The organism is Nocardia aurantiaca (genome assembly GCF_009708175.1).
GTDB classification, from domain to species: domain Bacteria; phylum Actinomycetota; class Actinomycetes; order Mycobacteriales; family Mycobacteriaceae; genus Nocardia; species Nocardia aurantiaca.
In genome coordinates, this window is record NZ_WMBB01000005.1 from 257,575 (window position 1) to 283,435 (window position 25,861).

The window sequence follows — 25,861 nt, forward strand, 5'->3', positions numbered from 1 at the left end:
TTTTCCGGATTCACTCGCCGAGCAGGAAGTTGCCGATGTACTCGCGGACGCTGTCGCTGCTGGGCGGATGGATGCTTCCCGCCCGCACATCGCGGTAGAGCCGCTCCAATTCGTTGCGGCGGTGGATCGATCCGCCACCGCCGATCTCGAGCGCGATATCGACGACGGTGCGTGCGGTGCGGGTGCCGTTTTCCTTCACCGCGAACAGCGCCAGCAGCAACCGATCCCCGAGGTCGTCACCGCGGGCGAGCACCTCGGTGATGTGATCGAGGTGCGCAGTGGCCGCCTCCAGCGCCAATTCGGCCTCGGCCGCGTGATACTGCACGAACGGCTTGCCCGCGACGGGCCGGTTGCCGAGGCTCAGTACATTGCGTGTCCGGGCGGATTCGAGCGCGACATCGACTGCGCGGCGGGCGATTCCGAGATAAACGTTCACCAGCGCCGGGATCGCCCACGGCAGGATCGAGGAGATGAACGGTCCGGGCTCCGCGCCCCGCTCGTGGACCTCGGCCACGTGTTCCTGAGCGACGAACACATCGGTGAGCACGGTGTCGTGGCTGGCCGTCGCGCGTACGCCGAGGGTGTCCCACGTCTCCACGGTGCGGACGCCCGCACTGTCACGGGGTACGAAAGCATGGATGATGCGTGGATGCTCCGGATCGCTGTCGTCGCGAGCGTGGATGCCCAGCCAGGCCCACGCCGGGGACAGCGAGGTGAAGATCTTGTGCCCGTTGACGAGATAGCCGCCGTCGACCGGCACCGCGCTGGTGGTGGAATCGTCGATGGCCAGGTCGTTGCCGCGCTCACCATGCCCGGCCGCGATGACCTTCCCGGCCGAGACCTCACGCGCGAGCCACTCCAGTGTGGTGTCCCCGGCGGCGATTCGGTCGGCCAGCGGACCTGTCCAGTACAGGTGCATGTTCACACCGAGCGCGGTGGCGGGCGCCCAATACGCGAGGGCGCGCTGAGCGCGGTTGAAGTCGGTGAGCGTCCAGCCGAGTCCACCGTGGCTGACCGGGATCGCCGCCCTCAGATATCCGATCTCCCGCAGTTCGTCGAGATCCTCTGCGAAGAAACGATTGTCGCGATCGTATTCCGCGGCGCGACCGTGGAAACGATGGAGCAGTGCTTCGGGCAGGACGCCGGGCGTCAGTACCTCCGGAGCGGGTGAATCAGTGGGTTCCACGGCGAGATCTGTCATGGCGCAACTGCTTTCGGGGAGATGGCGATGGCCTTGCCGCACCCGGAAGCGGGCGACGGCGGCGAGGCCGACGCTAGGACGGGGCGAGTGCCGGTGGAAGCAAACCATTCACGAAGAGTCAAATGATGGGGGACTCTCGGCGGTCGATGTATTCGATCGCCGGTGGGTCGGCTGCTTCTGCTATTCATGATCGGATTCGCCGATAAGAATCGAATCGAAGAGTCGATCTATTTTGTTGATCAACCTGATTCTTATTCTCCGTTGCCACCGGTGCGTGGCCAATGCTTGCTGCTGTCCGCATATTCGACAGTAGAAAGCAGGACGCAACACATGCGCATCAAGAAATTCGCCGGCACTGCGGTACTGGCCAGTGCCGCGCTGGCCGCGGGGACCGGCATCGCCGGGGCCGCACCTGGTCAAGCCGACGAAGGCGCCGTCGCCTACAACGCGACGGTGACCGACGAGAGCACGACCATCGTGACCGATTCGGGTTCGCTGGTGGTCGAGAACGGCGTCTTCAAGGTGAAGGCGGCGAATGGCGCCACCTTGGCGGGAACCGAATTGTCTTTCCGGGTGGATGATTACGTCTTCCCGATCGCCGCTGAAATCAAGGACCGAACCGCGACCCTCACCCCGCAATTCGATCTCGCGCACGCGGTGTATCGGCCAGTGGCCCTGCCCTATGAGGATCAGGCGCCTTTCAAGACCCAGTACGACCGGGAACAGGCGGCCTGGAACCGGCTGGTCACCACGATCGGCACCGGTGCGACGATCGGCACCGCCGTCGGCGGCCTGGCCGGCGCCGCGATCGGCTGCGTCATCGGCGGAGTGGTAGGCGGAACTCTCACCGGTGCGCTGACCGCCCTGTTCGGCGGGCTGCCCGGAGCGGTCGGCGGCTGCATCGGCGGAGTGGCCGTGGTCGGGTTCCTCGGCACGGTGATCGGGCAATTGTTCATTACCGCACCGATCACGATTCTCGCTGCGGCACAGTACTTCACGACCATCAACGCACCGTTCACGCCGGTCAAGTAGGCCACCTGTCTCGCCCGGTCACGAACGCTCGCGGTCCGTCCTGCTCTGGCACGGGCGGGTCGCGGGGTGCGCGGTTCAGGCCACGCCGCGAAGGCCGTCGCGCGAGATCGATCGATAGTGCTCGGTGATGGCTTCGACCGCGACGGCCTCGATATGGTCTTCGAGTCCACGCCGGGTGACCAGGCGGACATCGATTGCTCCCACCTGCGGCAGCTGGCTGATCTCGGCCAGGTCGCAAGGCCCGGCGGACAGAAACGGCAACAGTGCGACCCCGAGTCCCGCCTTCGCGGCCGACAGCAGACCGTCGAGATTGCCGGACTCCGCCGTCACCGACACCTCATAGCCGAGCTCACCGAGAGCGTGGACGGCCCGGCGGCGCAGGCCGCACGGTTCGGCGAAGGCGACGAGGGAAATCGGTCCCGGCGCGGGCGGCAGCTGCCAGTTCTGGGCGGCGAACCATTGCAGGTCCAGCAGTCCCACCTCGGTTCCGACCGGCTCGGCGGTATTGCCGCCCAGGACGACCACCAGGTCCAGGACGCCCTTGATCACGGCATCGGTGAGTGCGGTGGAGCGATCGATCCGGAAGTGCAGGCTCGCCTCGGGGTAGGTGGTGGTCAGCACGCCGAGGAGATCGGTCAGCAGGCCGTCGGCCGCGTGCTCGGTCGAACCGATATTGATCTGCGGACGCGGAGATTCGGCGAAGCGCTCCAACACCCGGTCCTGGGCGGCCAGCAGCCGTCTGGCCTCCGACACCAGGAGCTCCCCTTCTGGCGTGAAACGTGAAGTGCGACCGTCTTTTTCGACCAGTGTGCACTTCAGCCTACGTTCCAGCATGCGGATGTGCTGGCTGACGGTGGGCTGGCTCAGATGTAACGCGTCGGCCGCGCGCCGGAAGCCGCCTGTGTCGGCGATGGTCACGAGCGTGCGCAGGTGCAGCAAATCCAGCGGATCAGGCATACCGTACAGTCACCTTCGGGTCGGTCGACGCTGAAGGACCATCCAACCCTGGATCGAATCAGATTGCCTCCCTTTGAATCTCCGAGATTGCAATGAATTCGAGCGGGCGGCTCGCATGCTCGGTCGTACCTTCTGTAATCGAATCGATCGGAATTCTGGATGGTGTCATATCAGCGATCGCGATTGCGCGACGAAAATGACTGGTGCACAGCAAGATTCGTGATATTGATGCAGGTGTGACCTCTGACACCTCCGGTTGGTGGTTCGTTGATATCGCTCGCACAATGGCTGCACGGGGCATTCCGGGCGGGGGTGGTGCTCGAATTCTCTCCGGCTCAAAAGGAGATCTGATCTGCTGTGAATGAAATTCGATATGCGGGTGACTCCCGTGCGGTTGCCGTGGTGGGTGTCTCGTGCCGACTTCCGGGCGCGGACAATCCCGCCGAATTCTGGAATCTGCTGAAGAGCGGCAAGAATGCGATCGGCGCGCCCGGTCCGATTCGATCCGGCGCCGGAGGCGAGGTTGCGGGCCTGGTCGGCGGCTTTCTCGGTCAGGTGGACCGCTTCGACGCCGCGTTCTTCGGGATCTCGCCCGCCGAGGCTCGGCTGATGGACCCGCAGCAGCGGCTGCTGCTCGAATTGTCCTGGGAGGCGGCCGAAGACGCCAACATTCCGATCGCTGGGCTGCAGGACGGCGCGACCGGGGTGTTCGCCGGGGCGATGGCCTCGGACTACGCCGCGCTGGTGGGTGAACGCGGTGCGGAGGCGATCACCCGGCATACGTTGACGGGCTCGAGTCGCGGTACGCTCGCCAACCGCGTCTCCTTCGCCTTCGGCCTGCGCGGACCGAGCTTCACCGTCGATTCCGGCCAGTCTTCGGGCCTCACCGCGGTTCATCTCGCCTGCGCGAGTCTCGCTGCGGGCGAATCGGATTCGGCCTTTGCCGCCGCGGTGAACCTGAACCTGACCCGGGACGGCGCATTGGTGGCGGAACGATTCGGCGGCGTCTCGGCGAGCGGGAGGGCCTCGCTGTTCGACGCGGACCGGGACGGTTACGTCCGCGGCGAAGGGGCGGTGGTGCTCCTGCTGCGAACCGTGGAACGTGCTGTCGCGGAGGGTGATCGGGTCCTCGCGGTGATCCGGTCCACCGCGCTGTCCAACGACGGCGGCGGGCGGTCGTTCACGGTGCCGACCGCTGCCGGGCAGTCGGCGGCCATCCGGCGTGCCCTGGAGCTGGCGGGGATCGGCCCGGGGGATGTGCAGTATGTGGAACTGCACGGGACCGGGACCCGAGCCGGGGATCCGGTGGAGGCGACCGCGCTGGGCGACACGCTCGGCCGGGACCGGGCCGCGGCGGATCCGCTGCTGGTCGGATCCGTCAAGCCCACGATCGGCCATCTCGAAGGCGCGGCCGGGCTGGCGGGATTGCTGAAGACGGTGCTCAGCCTGCGTCACCGTGAACTGCCCCCGACTCTCGGACACGAAAAGCCGGATCCGGCACTGGATCTGGAGGCATCCCACCTGCGCGTGGTGACCGCCGCGCGGCCGTGGCCGCACCCGGACCGCACTCTGATCGCCGGGGTGAGTTCCTTCGGGATGGGGGGTACCAATGCGCATGTGATCGTCGAGCAGGCCCCGGCCGGCGCCGATGATTGGCGACAGTTTCTCGCTGCCGAGGGACGCGAGGAGTCCGGTATCACCGCGGTTGTGCCGTTCGTGGTGTCGGGGGCTTCCGGCCCGGCGCTGCGCGATCAGGGTGCTCGGCTGGCCGAGTTCGCGGCCGTCGACGCGCCCGTCCTGGCCGGGCTCGCCTCGGGACTGGTGCGTGATCGAGTCGAGTTCGACACGCGTGCGGTGATCCTCGCAGCGGATCGAGACAGTCTGGTGACGCGTCTGCGGGCACTGTCGGAAGGGCGCTCGGCGGCCGGGATGGTCACCGGTTCCGGTGCGCAGGGCAGTGTCGGCGTGGTGTTCGGCGGGCAGGGCAGCCAGCGCGCCGGAGCCGGGCGAGATCTATACGAGCGGTTCCCGGCGTTCCGCGCGTCTTTCGATGCTTCGGCCGAGCTGCTCGACCGGTACCTCGGCGCGGCCGTGCGGTTTTCGGTCCGCGAGGTGGCCTTCGGCGCACCGGGCACCGAAGGGCTGATCGACCGGACGGTCTACACCCAGCCGGTGATCTTCGCCGTCGAGGTCGCGCTGTACCGGCTGCTGGAATCCTGGGGTGTCGAGGTCGCGGCGGTGGCCGGGCATTCGATCGGCGGGGTGGTCGCCGCGCATGTAGCCGGTGCCCTGTCGCATGCGGACGCCGCGCGTCTGGTGGCCGCACGCGGCCGCCTCATGGGCGCATTGCCCACCGGTGGGGCGATGGTGGCGGTGGAGGCCACCGAGGCCGAGGTCGAGTCGGCGATCACCGCGGCCGGTCTGCGCGGCATCGTCGCGGTGGCCGCGGTGAACGGTCCCCGCGCAGTGGTGATTTCGGGACCCGAAGCCGAGGTCTCCGCGATCTCCGGCACATTGTCGGAATCTGGTCGCAGGGTGAAGCGCCTGACGGTGTCGCATGCCTTCCACTCCGCCGCGATGGATCCGGTGCTCGCGGAGTTCGAGGCGGAGATCACCGAGTTGTCCTGGAGCGCACCGCAACTGGTGTTCGTTTCGGACGCGACGGGTGTTCGGATCAGCACGGCGCAGGAACTCGGCCCGCGGTACTGGTCCGGTCACCTGCGTGGGACAGTACGCTTCGCCGACACCGTGCGGGCCCTGCGGGCCGCGGGAGTGGGCACCTTCGTGGAGCTCGGTGCCGATGCCGTTCTCACGCCCTTGGTGGCGGCCGCGCTGGCCGATCCCGAGGGTGTCGTCGCGACCGCGGCACTGCGACGCGACCGCGACGAGGTGACCGGTCTGCTGACCGCGGCGGCCGTCGTCCACGTCAACGGCAATCGGGTCAACTGGACGGCGATCATTCCACCTGCGGCGCGAATCGAGCTGCCCACCTATGCCTTCCAGCGCGAACGGTATTGGCTCGACACGCCTGCGGAGCGCACGCCGCGGGGTGAATCCGCATCCTCCGCGGTCACGCCCGCACCGCAGCCCGATCCTCACCCCGCACCGCCAGGCGGGCAGCGGGCCGTTCCGGTCGAGGGCATCGTCCGAGCGGCCACCGCCGCGGTGCTGGGCCACGGTGACCCGCAGCAGATCGAATTCGCAAGCGCCTACCGGGAACTGGGCCTGGACTCCTTGGGTGCGGCCGAACTGGCGACCCTGCTGACCCGCGACCTCGGCATCACCGTGACCGCCACCGCCGTCTACGACTATCCGACCCCGCGCGCGCTCACCGCGCATCTCGATGATCGTCTGCGCACCGTGTCTGCTCGGAGCACGCGGGTGGAAAGCGGTGCGGATACCGACAGTCGCGCAGCGGGCTCGAGCCGCACCGGCACCACGGCGGAGCCCATCGCCATCGTGGCGGTGAGTGGCCGATTCCCCGGCTGCCACGGGTCGCCCGAGGCGCTCTGGGATCTGCTCGCAGCCGGCGGTGAGGCGATAGCGGAGCTGCCCGCGGACCGGGACTGGGACCTCGCCGTCCTCTCCGATGTGCTGGGCGGATCGGGCGCGCGCGGCGGATTCCTCGACGGTGCGGCCGATTTCGACGCCGACTTCTTCGGCATCTCACCGCGCGAGGCCGTCGCGATGGATCCCCAGCAGCGGCTGGTCCTGGAATCGGTGTGGGAGCTGTTCGAGCGCGCGGGCATCGTCCCGGAATCACTCGGCGGCACCCGGACCGCGGTCTATCTCGGCGCGAGCCCCTCCGAATACGGGCCGAGGCTGCACGAGATCACCGGCACGGCAGCCGGATTCGGTCTCACCGGCACCTCGCCGAGCGTCTTGTCGGGCCGGGTGTCCTACACGTTCGGGCTGGCCGGACCCGCCCTGACCGTGGACACGGCCTGCTCCTCATCGCTGGTCGCGCTGCATCTGGCGGTGCGCGCCCTGCGGACGGGGGAAACGGATCTCGCGATCGCCGGAGGCGTGACGGTGATGGCCGGGCCCGGCATGTTCACCGAATTCGCGCGGCAGGGCGGCCTGGCGGCGGACGGCCGGTGCAAGGCGTTCGGCGCCGACGCGGACGGCACCGGCTGGTCGGAGGCGGTGAGTGTGGTGCTGGTGGAAAGACTCTCCGACGCGCGACGGCTCGGGCATGAGGTGCTGGCCCTCGTGCGCGGCAGCGCGGTGAACCAGGACGGCGCGTCCAACGGCCTGACCGCTCCCAACGGTCCTGCGCAGCAGCGGGTCATCCGCGCGGCGCTCGCCGACGCGGGACTGGCTGCGACCGAGGTGGATCTGATCGAGGCGCACGGCACCGGGACCGCGCTCGGCGATCCGATCGAGGCTCAGGCGCTACAGGAGGTATACGGACGAGATCGCGCCGAGCCGGTCTGGCTGGGCTCGCTGAAATCGAACATCGGTCACACGCAGGCTGCCGCGGGTACCGCGGGAATCACGAAAGCCGTGCTCGCGCTGCGAAATCAGATCATCCCCGCCACCCTGCACGCACAACCGGCTTCCCCGTTCGTCGATTGGCAGGCGGGAGCGCTGCGGCTGGTGAGCCAACCTCGGCCGTGGCCGCGCGGCGCGCGACCCCGGCGGGCGGCGATCTCGTCCTTCGGCATCAGCGGCACCAACGCGCACGTGATCGTGGAGGAAGCGCCCGGCAGTGCGGTCACCGCGCCGTCCGCGGCGACGACCGAGCCCCTGCCGTTCGTGCTGTCGGGCCGGACCCCGGACGCGCTGCGGGCACAGGCGGATCGGCTCGCCGCCCACGATCCCGGTGCGGGAGTGCTGGCCACCGCGGATATCGCCGCCGCGTTGATCCGGCACAGAACAGTTTTCACGGCCCGTGCGGTGGTGATCGCCGACGGTGACGTGTCCTTGCGCTCGGGCCTGAAAGCCCTCGCGGGCGAGTCCACCGCAGCACAGGTCGTCACCGGCCCGGGCAGCTCACGTGGTGCGGTCGGCGTCGTTTTCGGGGGACAGGGCAGTCAGCGAGCCGGTACCGGACGGCAGTTGTCCGCGCGGTTCCCGGTCTTCCGGGAAGCTTTCGAAAACACCGTGGCGCTGCTCGATCGGCATCTCAGTGCTGCCGTCGAGTTCCCGCTGCGGGCGGTGGCCTTCGGCGAGCCCGGTACCGAAGGGCTCATCGATCGCACCGTGTACACCCAATCGGTGGTGTTCGCCGTCGAGGTCGCGCTCTATCGGCTCTGGGAATCCTGGGGCGTTGAAGTGGCCGCGGTGGCGGGGCATTCGATCGGCGGGGTGGTCGCCGCGCATGTCGGGGGCGTGCTGTCGCTCGAGGACGCGACTCGCCTGGTGGCGACCCGCGCCCGTCTGATGGACGCACTGCCCGCGGGTGGCGCGATGGTCGCGGTGGAGGCCGGAGAGTCCGACGTGCTGGCCGCGATCAGCGGCTCCGCGACGGCGGACGCGGTATCGATCGCCGCGGTCAACGGACCTCGGGCAGTGGTGATCTCCGGGCCGGACGCACCGGTGTCCCGGGTCGCGGGCGAGCTGAAGGCAGCGGGCCGGAGGGCGAAGCGGCTGGCGGTCTCGCACGCTTTCCATTCCGCCGCCATGGACCCTGTCCTCGACGAATTCCGTGCCGTGGTAGCGGATTTGACGTTCGGCGAGGTTACCGGCCCGCGCATCGTCTCCGACCACACAGGCCGTGAGAGCACCGCCGCCGAACTCGCCGATCCCGAATACTGGGTGCGGCACCTGCGCGGCACGGTGCGCTTCGCCGACGCCGCTCGGACCCTGGCCGATATCGGTGTCGGGGTGATCGTCGAGCTGGGCGCGGACGCCGTGCTGGCCCCGGCCCTGTCGAGCGCACTCGAGGACATCACCGTGGTCTCGGCGGTCCGCCGCGACCGCGACGAGGTCACCGGCCTGCTGCACGCCGCCGCCACCCTGTTCACCCACGGCCAGCACGTGGACTGGTCGGCGGTCGTGCCCGAATCCGGCCGGGTCGCGCTGCCCACCTACGCGTTTCAACGACAGCGCTACTGGACCGGGCCCGCCCGCGCTCTCCCCGATCGATTCCCCGGTGAGTGGGTCCACCGCATCGCATGGGAGCCGGTCGCGCTCACTGCGCCGGCACCGGACGACGCCCGAACCTGGGCGCTGGTCGTCCCCGACGACGGCCTCGCCGACGATTGGGCCCGATCGCTGCGGGCGGCGCTGGGCACCGCACGGGTCTCGACGCTTCGTGTGAACCCCTCGACCGCAACGAGATCCGCGTTGACAGTGGCGCTCGAGGAAACCGCGGGGGAGACCCTCACGGTGATCTCGCTGCTGCCCTTGGCGGCCGGTGATTCGGGATTCGACCTCGACCGCGTCGCCGCCACGACGGCCCTGACCCAATCCGCCGCCGCCACACCGCGAGTCACCGCTTTCGCGATTCTCACCGAGGCGGGGGTGGTCCTCGACGACGCAGGCGCATCGGTCGCCGGGATCGATCCGGCCGGGGCGTGGCACGCGGGTTTCACCGCCGCAGCGGCGACCGAGGGCGGCCTGGGCGCGGGTGTCGTCATCGATGTGCCCGCCACACCTGACAGTCACAGCGCCGAGCAGGTCGTGCGGGCGCTCGCGAACGCCGAGGGCGAACGTGAATTCGCGATTCGCGCCGATCGAGCCTGGGTGAAACGGTTGCGTCCGGGCAGCCTGCGCGGCAGCGGCCGGTGGCGGCCGACCGGGACCGTCCTGATCACCGGCGGCACCGGTGCGCTGGGCGCGCAGCTGGCAAGGCGGCTGGTCCGGAACGGGGCCACCGATCTGCTCCTGGTGAGCAGGCAGGGGCCGCAGGCGCCGGGCGCGGCAGAGCTGGTCGCCGAATTGTCCGCTGCCGGAGCGCGTCCGGTGGTGGCGGCCTGTGATGTCGGCGATCGGTCCGCGCTGGCGGCACTGCTGGCCGGCATCCCGGCCGACCGGCAGCTCACCGACGTGGTGCACGCCGCCGCCGTGCTCGACGACGGACTGGTGGACGATCTCGATCGCGAGCGCATCGAACGCGTGCATCGGGTCAAAGTGGGCGCGGCACTGCATCTGCACGAGCTGACCTGTGATCTCGGGCTTTCGTCCTTCGTGCTGTTCGCGTCGGTCACCGGCGTGATTCCGGCACCGGGACAGGCGAATTACGCACCGGGCAACGCGGTGCTCGAGGCGCTGGCCGCGCACCGCCGGGGCCTCGGACTGCCCGCCACCGCCATCGCGTGGGGTCACTGGGCGGGCGCGGGGATCGCCGGCGCGGCCGCGGGTCAATTGCGCCGAGGTGGATTGCGGGCGATGCCACCGGCCCAGGCGCTCACCGCACTGGAGCAGGCCGTGACAGCGGGCGAGTCCGACATCGTCATCGCCGATGTCGATTGGGCGGCGGCCGATCCGCTGCATGCCCGCCTGCTCGCCGAACTGCGTCCCGCGGCCGAGCCCGCGTCCCCGGCGGGGCTTGCGCAGCAGCTCGCCGCCCTCGACGACGCCGAACGGCAGCGGCGCGTCCACGCCCTCGTCCAGGAGGAGACCGCCGCGGCGCTGGGCCACTCCGATCCGCACGCCGTCGACGCGGACCGTGGACTCCGCGATCAAGGCTTCACCTCGCTGTCATCAGTGGAGCTGCGCAACCGGCTGCGGCAGCGCACCGGCATCGATCTGCCCGCGACCCTGGTCTTCGACCATCCGACGGTCTCGGCTCTGACCGCGTTCATCGTCGATGCCGTGGTCCCCGCGCGTCCGGCCCTGCTGGACGTCCTGCTCACCGACCTGGAGCGGATCGCCGCCGGATTGGCCGACACCGGGCTCACGGCCGCCGATCGCGCGGCCGCGCTCGACCGGCTGCGGCGGCTGGCAGGCGAGTCCGGCGGCGCAGCAACCGAACTCGAAACCACCTCCGCCCTGTCCGAGTCCGCCACCGACGCCGATCTCATCGACTTCATCGGCTCCGAGCTCGGCATCTCCTGATCTCCCCGCGAATCGTGAAAGGCTCCGCTGTGAACGCTGTTGACGACGCCCCCGGCGACGACAAGATCCGGCATCTGCTGCGCCGGGTGAGCGAGGAACTGTACAAGACCCGTCGGCAACTGCAGGAGGTCACCGCCGCGCAGCAGGAGCCGATCGCCATCGTCTCGATGGGCTGCCGGTTCCCCGGCGGAGCCGATACCCCGGAGCGGTTCTGGGAGCTGCTCACCGACGGGCGCGACGCGCTGACCGAATTCCCCGGCGACCGCGGCTGGGATCTGGCCAACCTGTACCACCCGGATCCCGACCATCCCGGCACCGCCTACACCCGTCACGGTGGATTCCTCGACGGCGCGGCCGATTTCGATCCCGGATTCTTCGGCATCTCCCGCCGTGAGGCGCTGGCCATGGACCCGCAGCAGCGGCTGCTGTTGCACACCACCTGGGAGGCGTTCGAGCGAGCGGGCATCGATCCGCGCACCCTGCGCGGCAGCCGCACCGGCGTGTACGTCGGAACCAACGGCCAGGACTACGTCACCGGCACCGGTAAGGTGCCCGCCGCCGTGGAGGGCTACCTGGTCACCGGCACGGCCGCCAGTGTGCTGTCGGGGCGCATCGCCTACACCCTCGGATTCGAGGGTCCGGCGCTGACCGTCGACACTGCGTGCTCGTCGTCGCTGGTTGCTCTGCACCTGGCGGTGCGCGCCCTGCGGGCGGGCGAGGTGGACTTCGCCGTCGCGGGTGGCGCGACGATCATGGCGACCCCGGCGATCTTCGTCGAATTCTCCCGCCAGCGGGGCCTCTCGGTGGACGGCCGGTGCAAGGCGTTCGCCGACGGGGCGGACGGCACCGGCTGGGGTGAGGGCGCCGGAGTGGTGCTGGTGGAACGGCTTTCGGATGCGCGACGGCTCGGCCACGAGGTGCTCGCGGTGATCCGCGGCACCGCGGTGAACCAGGACGGCGCGTCCAACGGCCTGACCGCCCCCAACGGACCGGCGCAGCAGCAGGTGATCCGGGACGCGCTCGCCGACGCCGGGGTGAGCGCCGCGGAGGTGGACGCGGTCGAGGCGCACGGCACCGGTACCGAACTCGGTGATCCGATCGAGGCGCAGGCGCTGTTGGCGACCTACGGGCGGCACCGGTCCGAGCCGCTGTTGCTGGGGGCGGTGAAATCGAATATCGGGCACACCCAGGCCGCCGCCGGGGTAGCCGGAGTCATCAAGATGGTGCTGGCACTGCGTCACGGGCTGCTGCCGGCCACCCTGCACGTGGAAAAGCCTTCCGCCCTGGTGGATTGGGCTGCCGGTGCGGTCGAACTGGTCACCCGGGCACGGACATGGCGGCATACGGACCGACCCTTGCGCGCCGGTGTCTCCGCCTTCGGTGTGTCGGGTACCAACGCGCACGTGATCCTCGAACAGGCCGAGGCCGTCGATGCCACGACGGACCCGGTACCGCAACCGACCGCCGATTCGGTTGCGGCGCAATCCGAGCCGTCCGGCGGTGTGCTGCCTTTCGTGCTCTCGGGGACGTCCGAGGACGCCGTGCGCGCTCAGGCCGCGGCACTGGCGCACCATGTATCGACCGTCGGCGACGTCGATCTCTCCTCGATCGCGTCCGCGCTCATCCGCGACCGGGTGACCTTCGGTACGCGCGCTGTCGTCACCGCCGCCGATCGTCGTGGCCTGCTCACCGCTCTGACCGGATTGGCGGAGGGCTCTCCCGGACCCGGGGTGACGGTCGCGACCGAGGCGGCGGGCACCGTCGGGGTGGTGTTCGGCGGTCAGGGCAGTCAGCGCGCCGGTGCGGGAGCTGTTCTCTACGAGAGCTTTCCGGTGTTCCGCGCGGCGTTCGACGAATCGGTGGCGCTGCTCGACGAACACCTCGGCGCGGCGGTGGAGTTCTCGATCAAGGATGTCGCCTTCGGCGCGAAGGGCACCGCGGGCCTCATCGACGACACCACCTATACCCAGCCGGTCATCTTCGCCGTCGAGGTCGCGTGGTTCCGGCTGCTGGAATCCTGGGGCGTCGAGATCGCCGCGGTAGCGGGACATTCCATCGGCGGCGTGGTGGCCGCGCATGTGGCGGGCGCGCTGTCGCTGGCGGATGCCGCCCGGCTCGTGGCGGCGCGCGGCCGGCTGATGGGCGCGCTGCCGCGCGGGGGAGCGATGGTCGCCGTCGAAGCCGGCGAGGACGAGATCCGCGCGGAGATCGAGCGGGCGGGTGCGCACGAGACGGTCTCGCTGGCGGCGGTCAACGGCCCGCGCGCCGTGGTGATCTCCGGCACGGAGCAGGCGGTGCTCGAGCTGTCCGCCACGCTCGCCGCGTCGGGGCGGCGGGTGAAGCGCCTAGTGGTGTCGCATGCCTTCCATTCGGCGGCAATGGAACCCGTGCTCGAGGAGTTCGGGCGGGTGGTCGCCGAGCTGAAGCTCTCCGAGTCGTTGACGCGCACGCTGATCTCGGACTCGACGGGTGCGCCCATCACGACGGCCGAACTGTCGGATCCGGGCTACTGGGTGCGTCACCTGCGCGGCACGGTCCGATTCGCCGATGCGGTCGCCGGGCTCCGCGCCGAGGGTGTCGGAGTATTCGTCGAGCTCGGCGCGGAGGCCGTCCTCACCCCGATGGTGTCGGCGTCGCTGGCCGACGATCCGGATCCCTGGACCGCGGTGGCCGTGCGCCGCACGGGCCGGGACGAGATCGCCACGGTACTCGCGGCGGCGGCCACCGTGCACGTCGCCGGCCGGCCGGTGGACTGGGCGGCCGTCGTCGCGCCGCGACCGCGGATCGCGTTGCCTACCTATGCATTCCGATACGAGCGGTTCTGGGCTACGACGACGGCGGTGACCGAAGCGGCCCGGGGCGAGCATCCGCTGCTGGCCACCATGGTGCGGCTGGCCTCCGGCGACGGCGTCGTCGCGACCGGGCGGCTGTCGATCACGGGTCAGCCCTGGCTGGCCGACCACGTCGTATCGGGCCGCGTGTACGTGCCCGGGACCGCGCTCGCGGAATTGGCGCTGCACGTGGCCGACGCGGTGGGAACCGAGGCGGTCGACGAGCTCGTCATCGAGACCCCGTTGGTCCTGAATCCGGAGTCGGACACAGAAGTGCAGGTGAGCGCACAGCGCGCGGACGACCACCACACCGTGGAGATCCACTCGCGCCCCGGCGGCGACCCGCAGGCGCCGTGGACCCGGCACGCCGTCGGCAGGCTCAGCGGCTCCGCGGCGACATCGGTGGTGGCGCTCCCGGATTCGTGGCCGCCGGCCGGAGCCGAACCCGTCGACCTTACCGACGCCTATGCGCGGCTTCAGGCCACGGGCCTGGACTACGGGCCCAGCTTCCAGGGCGTGCGGGCAATCTGGCAGCGTGGTCGCACCCGGTACGCCGAGATCGTGCTTCCCGAGACCGGATCGGTGGATCCGGTGGGCTATCTGGTGCATCCGGCTCTGTTCGATGCCGCCTTGCACCCGGTTGCGCTCACCGGGGCCGATGTCGGCGCACCGCGGATTCCGTTTCTGTGGAACGACTTCCGGGCATACTCCACCGGGGCAACCGCGTTGCGGGTGAGCTTCACTCTCACGGCCGACGGCCTGAGCGATCTGATCGCCACCGACGGGTCCGGGCAACCGGTGCTCACCGTGGGCACTCTGGTGCTGCGCGCCGCGCGAGCCGAGCGGGCCTCGGCCCGGGACGGACTCTACGAACCCGTATGGGTGGAATATCCGCTGCCCGAGCCCTCGCCCGGCGGTGAACGTGGCGTATGGGATTCGGCGGAGGCGGGTTCATCGGTGCACACCGCGCTGGAGGTGGTCCGCTCGACGGAATCTAATGAGCGAATTCTGCTGACACACAATGCCGTTGCCGTCATCGAGGGTGATCGTCCGGAGCTCGGCCGTGCTCCGGTATGGGGGCTGGCGCGGGTAGCGGCCACCGAGCGCGCGGGCGCGATTGCCATCGTCGACACCGACGATTCGGCGGCCTCCACGGCGGTGCTGCCCCGGGCGTTCGCGGCGGCCGGGGAGGAACCGCAACTCGCGGTGCGCGCGGGCCGCGCCTACGTGCCCCGGTTGGCGTATTCCAGTGAGGCCATCGAATCCCGGGCATGGGATCCGCAAAGCACGGTGCTGGTGACCGGCGGGACCGGCGGACTGGGAGCACTGCTGGCGCGACATCTCGTGCGCCGCCATGGAATCCGGCATCTGGTCCTGGCCAGCCGGCGCGGGGCCGGTGCGCCCGGGGCCGCCGAGCTGGCCGCCGAGTTGCGCCACCTCGGCGTGCGGGTCCTGGTGGTGTCCGCGGACCTGACCGATCGCGATACCGTCGCGCGAGTGCTGGCCGCCGTCAACCCCGCGCACCCGCTGACCGCGGTCGTGCACACCGCCGGGATCGTGGACGACGGAATACTGGACACGCTCACCCCGCAGCGGTTCGACGCCGTGCTCGCCCCGAAATTCGGTGCGGCACAGCTGCTGGACGAGTTGACGCGCGAGCTCGATCTCGCCGGGTTCGTGCTGTACTCCTCGATCGCCGGACTGCTGGGCACGGCCGGGCAGGCCGCCTACGCCGCCGCCAACACCGGCCTGGACGCGCTGGCCGCCCGCCGTCGCGCCGATGGACTGCCCGCGGTATCGCTGGCCTGGGGGCTGTGGGCCGAAACCAGCGGTGTGACAGCTCATCTCACGGACGTGGATCGAGCTCGGCTGGCCCGCCAGGGGGTGCGGGCGCTGTCTGCCGAACACGGACTCGACCTGTTCGACGCCGCCGTGTTCCACCGCGACCAGCCGGTGCTGGCTCCCGCGCCGCTGGACCTGTCGGCCTTCACCAGGCCCGGCACCGTGGTGCCGCCGCTGCTGCGCGGTCTGGTCCGGGCACCGCGCAGACGAGCGGAATCGGCTGCCCAGCAGCAGGACTCCGGCCTGGCTGCCGCATTGGCCGGGCGGTCCGTCGCGGAGCAGCAGTCGCTGTTGCTCGACCTGGTACGCCGCGAGGCCGCCGTCGCCCTCGATCATCCGGACGCCACCGGCATTCGCGGCGATCGCGCGCTGACCGAACTCGGCCTGGATTCGATGACCGCCGTGGAGCTGCGCAACCGGCTGGCGGCGGCGACCGGACTGCGGCTGCCGGCCACGCTCACCTTCGACCACCCGACCCCGCAGGGCATCGCAGAACTGTTGCGCGCCAAGCTCACCGGCGCGGCGGACACCGGAACGGTCGCCGCGCGCACCGGAGCCTCGGCCGACGAGGATCCGATCGTGATCGTGGGCATGGCGTTGCGCCTGCCCGGCGGCATCGAGACCCCCGACGCGCTGTGGCGGCTGCTCGACAGCGGCGGGGACGCCATCGGTGAGTTCCCCGCCGACCGCGGCTGGGACCTGGAGACCCTCTTCGACGCCGACCCGGAGCGTCCCGGCACCTCCTACACCCGCCACGGCGGTTTCCTGGTGGACGCGGCCGATTTCGATGCTGGACTCTTCGGCATCTCCCCGCGCGAGGCGCTGGCCACCGATCCGCAGCAGCGACTGCTGCTCGAGACCAGCTGGGAGGCGCTGGAGCGGGCCGGGATCGACCCGACCTCGTTGCGCGGCAGCCGGACCGGGGTGTTCGCGGGCACCATGTATCACGACTACGCCCCGCACATCCAGGACGCTCCCGCGGAGCTGGAGGGCTATCTGGTCAACGGCAGCGCGGGCAGTGTCGCCAGCGGCCGCATCGCCTACACCTTCGGATTCGAGGGGCCCGCGCTCAGCGTCGATACCGCCTGCTCCTCCTCGCTGGTCGCGTTGCACCTGGCGGCGCAGTCGCTGCGCTCGGGGGAGAGCGACCTGGCGCTGGCCGGTGGGGTGGCGATCATGGCCAGCCCGGCCACGTTCGTGGAGTTCTCCCGGCAGCGCGCCCTGGCCGCCGACGGCCGCTGCAAGGCCTTCGCCGCGGCCGCGGACGGGACCGGCTGGGCCGAGGGCGTCAGCATGCTGGTGCTCGAAAGGCTCTCGGACGCAGGGCGGTCCGGTCATCCGGTGCTGGCGGTGGTACGTGGTTCCGCGGTCAACCAGGACGGCGCGTCCAGCGGGCTCACCGCACCCAACGGTCCTGCCCAGCAGCGTGTGATCCGGCAGGCGCTGGCCAACGCCGGCCTGAGCGCGTCGGAGGTCGACGCGGTCGAGGCGCACGGCACCGGCACCCGGCTGGGCGATCCGATCGAAGCCGAGGCGATCATCGCCACCTACGGCGCGGAACACACACCCGACCGACCGCTGTGGCTGGGTTCGCTGAAGTCGAACGTGGGCCACACCCAGGCTGCGGCCGGTGGCGCGGGGATCATCAAAATGATTCTGGCACTGCGCAATCGGCGACTGCCCCGGACGCTACACATCGACGAGCCGACACCGCACGTGGACTGGTCAGCCGGAACGGTGGCACTGCTGGGCGAGGCCCGGCCGTGGGAGCAGCGGGATGTCCCGCGCCGGGCGGGCATCTCCTCCTTCGGCGTGAGCGGCACCAACGCGCACGTCATCATCGAGGAGCCGCCCGCGCTCCTCGCGGCTGCCACCGCACCGCAGGATGGGCAGTCCCCGCTGGTGTGGGCGCTTTCCGGGCACGACGCGGCCGCGCTGCGCGGGCAGGCGGTGGCGCTGGCGACCTACCTGAGCGCGCGACCCGAAGTGGCCGCCGCCGATATCGCACGCACCCTGTGGGATTCGCGCGCCGCACTCGGCGAGCGGGCGCTGATCGCCGGGGACCCGAGCGAACTCCGCGCGGGTCTCGAGGCCCTCGCCTCGGGGGCGGCGCTGCCCGCCCATGTCGTCACCGGCACCGCCGACGTGACCGGCCGGACCGTGTTCGTCTTCCCCGGCCAGGGCGGTCAGTGGCCGGGCATGGCGGCCGAGCTGTACCGCACCACACCGGTTTTCGCGCACCGGCTCGAGGAATGCGCGTCGGCACTGACGCCTTTTGTCGACTGGCCGGTGCTGGAGGTCCTGCTCGGGCGCTCCGATATCGACGCCGACCGGGTCGACGTGGTGCAACCGGCGCTGTGGGCGGTCATGGTCGCTCTGGCCGAGCTGTGGACCGCGCACGGGGTGCGCCCGGACGCGGTGGTCGGCCACTCGCAGGGCGAGATCGCCGCCGCCGTGGTCGCCGGGGCGCTCTCGCTCGAGGACGGCGCGCGGGTGGTCGCGCTGCGCAGCAGAGCGATCGCCGCCCACGCGGGACACGGTGCGATGGCGGCCGTCTCGTTGTCGGCGACGGCCGCAAGGGAACTGGTCGCCGAGTACGGTGACCGGATCTCGGTGGCGGTGGTGAATTCGCCCACCTCCGTGGTGCTCTCGGGTGCGGTGGAGGCCATCGAAGAGGTGCTCGCCCGGCTGGAGGCCGAGGGCGTGCGCAATCGGCGGGTCGCGGTCGACTACGCCTCGCACTCCGCTCAGATGCTGGTACTGCGCGACGCGCTGCACGAACCGCTGGCCCCGGTGCGGCCCACCGCCGCGGAGGTGCCCATCCTGTCGACGGTGTCGGCGGACTGGCTCAGCGGCCCGGAGCTGACCGGCGAGTACTGGTTCGAGAACCTCAGCAGCACAGTGCGGTTCGAGGAGGTCACCAGGTCGCTACTGGACGGCGGGTATCGGGCTTTCATCGAGATCGGACCACACCCCGTGCTGTCGTCGGTGCTCGAGGAGACGATCGCCGACTCGGGCGTCACCGCCACCGCCGTGGTGGGCACACTGCGGCGGGACGAGGGCGGCCCGCAGCGCTTCGCGCTGTCGGTGGCCACCGCGTCCGGGCGCGGCGTGAGCGTGGACGGCGAGGTGCTGCTCGGCGGGCGCGGTGAGCGCATCGAGTTGCCCACCTATGCCTTCCAGCGCAGCCGGTACTGGATCGACGCGGATCGCTCGGCGTCGCGGCGTGACGAACGATCCGGGCGTGCGGTGAGCGTCGTCCTGGAACCCACGAATCCCGTGGTCCTGGACCGCTTCTCCGGCCTCGGCGAGATCGAGCGGCGCGGCGCGGTGCTCGAACTGGTGCGCGCCGAGACCGCCGCGGTGCTCAAACACGGCAGCGCCGCCGACGTCCCGCCCACGCGTGCCTTCCGCGAACTGGGTCTGGACTCGCTCACGGCGGTGGACCTGCGCAACCGGTTGCGCAGCGCGACCGGACTGCCATTGCCAGCCACGCTGATCTTCGACCACCCCGCTCCCGAAGCGGTCGCCGACTATATCGCCACCGCGCTACCCCGCGGCGGCGACGGTGCCGAGCGCAGCGGCGCGATCGGTGCCGACGACGCCCTGCGGACGCTCGAGGAACTGCTCACCGGCGGCGAGCCCGGGACCGACGCGCTCGCCGAACGCCTGCGTGCGCTCGTCGACCGGCTCGCAGCGCCCGCAGCGGATTTCGATCTCGACGGCGCCTCCGATGACGAACTATTCGACCTGGTAGACAGGAACTGACCGAGATGGCCACCGAAGAGAAACTTCGCGAATACCTCAAGCGCTCCATCGCCAAGGAGCAGCGGCTGCAGCAGCGCCTCGACGAGATCGAGGCCCGCTCCCGCGAGCCGATCGCCATCGTGAGCACGGCGTGCCTGCTGCCGGGTGGGGTCTCCTCACCCGAGCAACTCTGGGACCTCGTCGCGCACGGTCGCGACGCGGTCGGCGACTTCCCCGCCGATCGCGGCTGGGATCTCGAGGCGCTCTACGATCCGGACCCCGACGTGCCGGGCACCTCCTATGCCAGGCAGGGCGGATTCCTCACCGGCGCTGCCGAATTCGATCCGGACTTCTTCGGCATCTCACACCGCGAGGCGCTGTCGATGGATCCACAGCAGCGGCTGCTGCTGCGGGTGACGTGGGAGGCCTTCGAGCGTGCAGGTCTGAACCCACACGCGTTCAAGGGCTCTCGCACGGGGGTGTATGCGGGACTAGCCGGACACGATTACGGTTCGCGTCTGGATCCGGTGCCCGAGGAGCTCGAAGGCTACCTGGCGATCAACAACCTCGGCAGCGTGGTGTCCGGGCGCATCGCGTACACGTTCGGATTCGCCGGACCGGCGGTCACCGTCGATACGGCCTGCTCGTCGTCGCTGGTGGCGCTGCATCTGGCGGTGCGGGCGTTGCGGGCCGGGGAAGTCGATCTCGCTGTCGCGGGCGGGGCGTCGGTGATGTCGACCCCGATCGGATTCACCGAGTTCTCCCGGCAGCGCGGGCTCGCGGCCGACGGCCGATGCAAGGCGTTCTCCGACGCCGCCGATGGCACCGGCTGGTCGGAGGGTGTGGGAATCGTCCTGCTGGAACGGCTTTCCGACGCCCGCCGCCTCGGTCACCGGGTGCTGGCGGTGGTGCGCGGCAGCGCGATCAACCAGGACGGCGCGTCCAACGGCCTGACCGCACCCAACGGGCCCGCCCAGCAGCGGGTGATCCGCGAGGCGCTCGCCGACGCGGGACTGGGCGTGGGTGAGGTGGACGCGGTCGAGGCGCACGGCACCGGCACCGTGCTCGGCGACCCGATCGAGGCACAGGCCATTCTGGCGACGTACGGTTCGCGCACCGAGGGCGAACCGCTGTGGCTGGGTTCCCTCAAATCCAATATCGGCCACGCGCAGGCCGCCGCCGGAGTGGCGGGCGTGATCAAGCTCGTCGAGGCCATCCGGCACGGGCGGCTGCCCGAAACCCTGCATCTGGGCACACCGTCCACGCTGGTGGACTGGGATTCCGGGCGAGTGGAACTGCTCGCGCGGGCACGCGACTGGCCCGAGACCGGCCGCGCCCGCCGCGCCGGGGTGTCCGCGTTCGGCGTCTCGGGTACCAACGCGCACGTCATCATCGAGCAGGCAGCCGACGACGGCGAGGCCGTCACTGGTCTCGGCGCTCCGGAAAATGATGTCGCGGGGCCCTTTCCGTTCGTGGTGTCGGGTAACGGTCCCGACGGGCTGCGCACTCAAGCCGGACAGCTCGCCGAATTCGTCACGGCCGGTGCGATCGCTCCCGTGTCGATCGCGTCGGCACTGATCCGCGACCGGGTCCCGCACGACACGCGAGCGGTGATCGTGGCGTCCGAGCGTGCGGAACTGGCCACCGCGCTGGAGGCGGTGGCGCGGGGGCGTGCCAACCCCGCTGCGGCACTCGCGGGCAGCGCCGTCGGCGGCACGGTCGCCGTGGTGTTCGCGGGGCAGGGCAGCCAGCGCGCCGGAGCCGGAGCCGAACTCTACGAACGGTTCCCGGTGTTCGCGACGGCTTTCGACGCGGCGAGTTCGGCGCTGGACCGCTATCTGGGTGCGGCCGTGCGGCATTCGGTGCGCGATGTCGCCTTCGGCGCACCGGGGACCGCGGACCTCATCGATTCCACCGTCTACACCCAGCCGGTGATCTTCGCGTTCGAGACCGCGCTGTACCGACTGCTGATCTCGTGGGGCATCGAGATCACCGCTGTCGCAGGCCATTCCATCGGTGGAATCGTGGCCGCGCACGCTGCGGGCGTGCTGTCGTTGGAAGACGCCGCCCGGCTGGTGGCCGCCCGTGCACGGTTGATGGGGGCGCTGCCTGCGGGCGGTGCCATGGTGGCCATCGAGGCCACCGAGGCGGAGGTTCGGGAGGTCATCGACCGGGTGACCGCGCGCCTTTGCAGCGTGGCGCAACTCGGCGAGGGCACCGGTGTGGCCCTGGAGAACGCACCGGCCGTATCGATCGCAGCGGTCAATGCGCCGCGGGCAGTGGTGGTCTCCGGGGACGAGGACGCGGTGGTGGAAGTAGCCGCCGAACTCACCGGGTCGGGCCGACGAGTGAAACGGCTCAGTGTCTCGCACGCCTTCCACTCGCCGCTGATGGAACCGGTCCTCGCCGAATTCGCCAGTGTGGTAGCCGAACTCGACTTCACCGAACCCCAGGGCGTCACCGTGGTGTCGGACAGGACCGGCGCGGTGGTCGGCCGGGCGGAGCTGGCCGATCCCGAATACTGGGTCCGGCACCTGCGCGGCACCGTTCGTTTCGCTGACGCGGTCCGCACCCTGCGCGCGCAGGGGGTAGGCGTCTTTCTAGAGGTCGGAGCCGAGGCCGTACTGGCACCCATGATCTCGGCGACGATGGCCGAGCAGGAGATCGCGGTGACGCCGCTGGTGCGCGGCGGTCGTCCCGAGACCGCCACGGCGCTGACCGCGGCCGGTGTCGTCTTCGCTCACGGCCACCGGGTCGACTGGACCTCGATCGTGCCGGTGGCGGAACGTATCGCGCTGCCCACCTATGCTTTCCAGCGGCAGCGTTTCTGGGCCGCACCCGTCGCGTCCACCCGCACGGCCGCGGCTCCCGGTGTGCAAACGGTCGACCATCCCCTGCTGTCGGCGGTGATCACCGCGGCCGAGGGAGGCCTGTCGCTGCTCACCGGACAGCTGTCACTGCGCACTCATCCGTGGCTGGCCGACCACGCCGTGCTGGGCACGGTCATCGTGCCCGGCACGGCGCTGCTCGAATTGGCGGCCCGCGCCGGGCAGGAGGCCGGACTGCCGACGGTCGAGGAACTGATCGTGGAATCCCCGCTGCTGCTCGGCGCCGACGTCGTCGATGTGCAGGTCGAGGTGAGCCCCAATGGCGACGGAACGTCCTCGGTCGTGATCCACTCGCGGGCCGCGGGTGGTGCGGCCGACAGGTGGATCAGGCACGCGACCGCCGTACTCGGTCCGGAAAGTGCCTCCACGGCACCGGGTCTCACCGCGTGGCCGCCGCCGGGAGCCGAGCCGGTCGACGTCAGCGGTATCTACCCCACGCTGCTGGAAACAGGGCTGGCCTACGGTCCCGCCTTCCAGGGCCTGCGACACGCCTGGGAACGCGCGGATGAACTATTCGTGGAGATCGAACTGCCCGAGGCACAACGCATCCACGCCGGCGCGTTCGCCGTGCATCCGGCGCTGCTCGACGCCGCCGTGCATCTACCCGCGCTGCGGGCGCTGGCCGACGTACCGCCCGGCCAGAATCGCCTGCCCTTCGCCTGGAACGACGTTCGGGTGCACGCGGCCGGTGCGGCGGCCCTGCGGGTCCGCATCGCAGCCAACGGGCCGGACACTGTCACCCTCGAGGCCGTCGATCCATCCGGGGCGCCGGTATTGAGCATCGGCGGACTCGTCGCCCGACGAGTATCCACCGCCCAATTGCGCTCGGCCCGGGCCGAATTGCGGGACGCGCTGTTCGAGGTGGTCTGGACCGAGCAGGCGATCTCCGTCGAACCGGCCCAATGGCTCGTCCTCGGAGCAGGCACCGCGACCGACACGACGCTCGATGCGTTGCGGCTGGGCGGCCATCGCGCCGAGCGCGCGGCCGACGATGCCGCTACGGCAGCGGGTTTCACTCCCTCCGCCGCGGTGGTGGCCGCCGACGCTATCGACTCGTTGCTGCCGCTGCTGCGTGGATGGCTCACCGATCCCGAACGCGAGGGCGTGCCGCTGGTCGTGCTCACCCGCCGGGCGGTCGGGACCGAAGACGCCGAGGTGTCCGATCCCGCCGCTGCCGCGGTGTGGGGTCTGGTCCGGTCGGTGCAGGCTGAACAGCCGGATCGCCTGCTGCTCAGCGATATCGACGATGCGCCCGAATCCTGGTCCGCCCTGGGTGGTGTCCTCACCCTGGCGGGCGGTGGTGATACCCAGACCGCAGTGCGGGACGGTCGCGTCTCGGTGCCCAGGCTGCGGCGCTGGGATCCGCCTACCGCCGAGGAGGCTCCGGCCTGGAATTCCACCGGTACCACCTTGATCACCGGTGGTCTCGGCGGTCTCGGCGCGGAGGTGGCACGCCACCTGGTCACGGTGCACGGGGTGCGGTCGCTGGTGCTGGCAGGTCGGCGCGGCGCGGCCACCGACGGTGCGACGGAACTCGTCGGCGAGCTCGAATCCGCCGGTGCGGCCGTTACTCTAGCCGCCGTCGATGTCGCCGATCGGGCCGCCCTGGCGCGGGTGTTGGCCGATATCCCGCCGGATCGGCCGTTGACCACCGTCGTCCACGCCGCGGGAGTGGTCGACGACGGGCTGTTCGACACGATCACCGCCGAGCGGATCGCCGCGGTCGCCGCGTCCAAGAGCGGAGGAGCCCGCGCGCTCGACGAGCTGACGGCCACCCTGCCGTCCGTGACGCGGTTCGTGCTGTTCTCCTCGGTGTCGGCGCAACTGGGCGGTCCGGGACAGACCGCCTACACCGCCGCCAACGCCGAGCTGGATGCACTAGCCGCGCAACGGCATTCGCGTGGACTACCCGCCGTCTCGATCTCCTGGGGGCTGTGGGAACGCGCGAGCGGCACCACGGCCGCATTGTCGGTGGCCGATCGCGCCCGCATCGCCCGCAACGGTCTGCGCGCTCTGCCCACCGCCACCGCCCTGGCTTTGCTCGATGCCGCTGCCGTCGGCGGGCCGGTCGTCGTCGCGGCCGGTTTCGACGGGCGGGCACTGGCGCGCCGCAGCGACGAATTGCCGCCGGTGCTGCGATCACTGGTGCCCGCGCGCCGACGCGCCGCAGGCGGCTCCGGCGACACCGGATCGGCGCTGCGCGAGATCGCCGGGCTCGACGGCGATGCCCGCCGGCGCGCGCTGCTCGACCTCGTGCGCGCCGAAGTCGGTGTGGCACTCGCGCATCCGTCTCCAGAGGACATCGCCGCCGATCGAGCGCTGATCGAACTCGGGCTCGATTCGCTCAGCGCCGTCGAACTGCGCAACGGCCTGGGCCGGGTGACCGGTCTGCGCTTGCCCGCCACCCTCACCTTCGACCATCCCACGCCGGGAGCCATCGCGGAATTCCTCGGCACACAGATCGGGAGCACCGCCGCACCCACGGCCGCCGCTCCCGCCACGGGACTGTCGGCCATCCATCGCCGCATGCACGACGCGGGAAAGCATTTCGAAGCAGCACAGTTGCTCATCGCCGCCTCGCACGCGCGCACCACGTTCGACGTGGACGAGCGCCACCGGCACGCGCTCGCGCCGATCCGGCTGGCGCAGGGACCGGGGGAGACCGTGGTGGTCGCCTTCCCCGCCGTCAGCGCGATCTCCGGACCGCACGAATACTCGCGCATGGCACAGGAACTGCGTGGCGAGCGCGATGTGTTCGTCGTCCCCGCACCCGGATTCACCGCGGGCAGTGACGACCTCCCGGATTCCGTGGACACTCTGGTACGGCTGGGCGTCGAGGCGCTGACCGAGGTAGTCGGTGATCGGCCGTTCGTGGTGCTGGGCCGCTCCATGGGCGGCTGCGTGGCGCACGCGGTCGTCGCGGCCCTCGAGTCGGCGGGCCGGCGGCCGCGCGGGCTGCTGCTCATCGACAGCTATCCGGTCGAGGCGGCACTGGAACCCGGAATGGAATGGTGGACCGGGGCCATGATCGGCGGCATGCTCGCCCGCGTCGACCGATTCGATATGGCGGTGCAGGACGAACGGCTCACCGCCATGGGCACCTACAACCGGCTGTTTCTGGACTGGCGGGCCACCCCGGTCGAGACGCCCATCCAATTGCTGCGGTCGAACACGCCGCTGTCGGGAACCCGCACCGATGGGCCGCGGGACTGGCGGGCCTTCTGGCCGGTCGCGCACGGCACCGCCGACATTCCCGGCGACCATTTCACGGTGCTCGAGGAGGACGCGACCACTACGGCCGCGGCCGTGCGCGCGTGGATCGACACCCTGGAGCATCCGGTGGACTGACCCCCGCCCTC

At 70.6% G+C, this 25,861-nt stretch carries 5 protein-coding genes and 1 pseudogene; 4 read left to right on the forward strand and 2 right to left on the reverse strand.

The features are described from left to right. Positions 1–10: 10 nt before the first annotated feature. The gene (locus tag GLP40_RS12355) at positions 11–1,201 is read right to left on the reverse strand and encodes an acyl-CoA dehydrogenase family protein (RefSeq protein WP_154788002.1); all 1,191 of its coding nucleotides are present in this window, start codon (positions 1,199–1,201) and stop codon (positions 11–13) included. 186 nt (positions 1,202–1,387) lie between these two features. Between GLP40_RS12355 and GLP40_RS12360 the strand changes: the two genes are divergently transcribed. Then, positions 1,388–2,233 carry a hypothetical protein gene (locus tag GLP40_RS12360; RefSeq protein WP_407671577.1) on the forward strand — a complete coding sequence of 282 codons (846 nt, stop codon included), beginning with the start codon at positions 1,388–1,390 and terminating at the stop codon, positions 2,231–2,233. A gap of 75 nt (positions 2,234–2,308) precedes the next feature. Here GLP40_RS12360 and GLP40_RS12365 read toward each other — a convergent pair whose 3' ends face one another. Then, a complete protein-coding gene (locus GLP40_RS12365) occupies positions 2,309–3,190 on the reverse strand; it encodes a LysR family transcriptional regulator (RefSeq protein WP_154788003.1) in 882 nt (293 codons plus the stop codon). 357 nt (positions 3,191–3,547) lie between these two features. Here GLP40_RS12365 and GLP40_RS12370 point away from each other — a divergent pair, with 357 nt between their 5' ends. The 3 genes and pseudogenes from GLP40_RS12370 (at position 3,548) to GLP40_RS12380 (ending at position 25,850) form a co-directional block, all read left to right on the forward strand. Then, on the forward strand, positions 3,548–11,194 hold the full coding sequence (locus GLP40_RS12370; protein WP_154788004.1) for a type I polyketide synthase: 7,647 nt from the start codon (positions 3,548–3,550) through the stop codon (positions 11,192–11,194). 50 nt (positions 11,195–11,244) lie between these two features. Continuing rightward, positions 11,245–19,398: pseudogene (locus tag GLP40_RS12375) on the forward strand (SDR family NAD(P)-dependent oxidoreductase); the annotation flags it as partial. A gap of 242 nt (positions 19,399–19,640) precedes the next feature. Beyond that, positions 19,641–25,850, forward strand: coding sequence for a type I polyketide synthase (locus GLP40_RS12380; RefSeq protein ID WP_196054639.1), 6,210 nt, complete (start codon positions 19,641–19,643; stop codon positions 25,848–25,850). The last annotated feature ends 11 nt before the right edge of the window (positions 25,851–25,861 follow it).

Coding starts and splice junctions, on each gene's coding strand:
- GLP40_RS12355 (WP_154788002.1), bottom strand. CDS start 1,201: ATGACAGATCTCGCCGTGGAACCCACTGATTCACCCGCTCCGGAGGTA.
- GLP40_RS12360 (WP_407671577.1), top strand. CDS start 1,388: ATGATCGGATTCGCCGATAAGAATCGAATCGAAGAGTCGATCTATTTT.
- GLP40_RS12365 (WP_154788003.1), bottom strand. CDS start 3,190: ATGCCTGATCCGCTGGATTTGCTGCACCTGCGCACGCTCGTGACCATC.
- GLP40_RS12380 (WP_196054639.1), top strand. CDS start 19,641: ATGGCCACCGAAGAGAAACTTCGCGAATACCTCAAGCGCTCCATCGCC.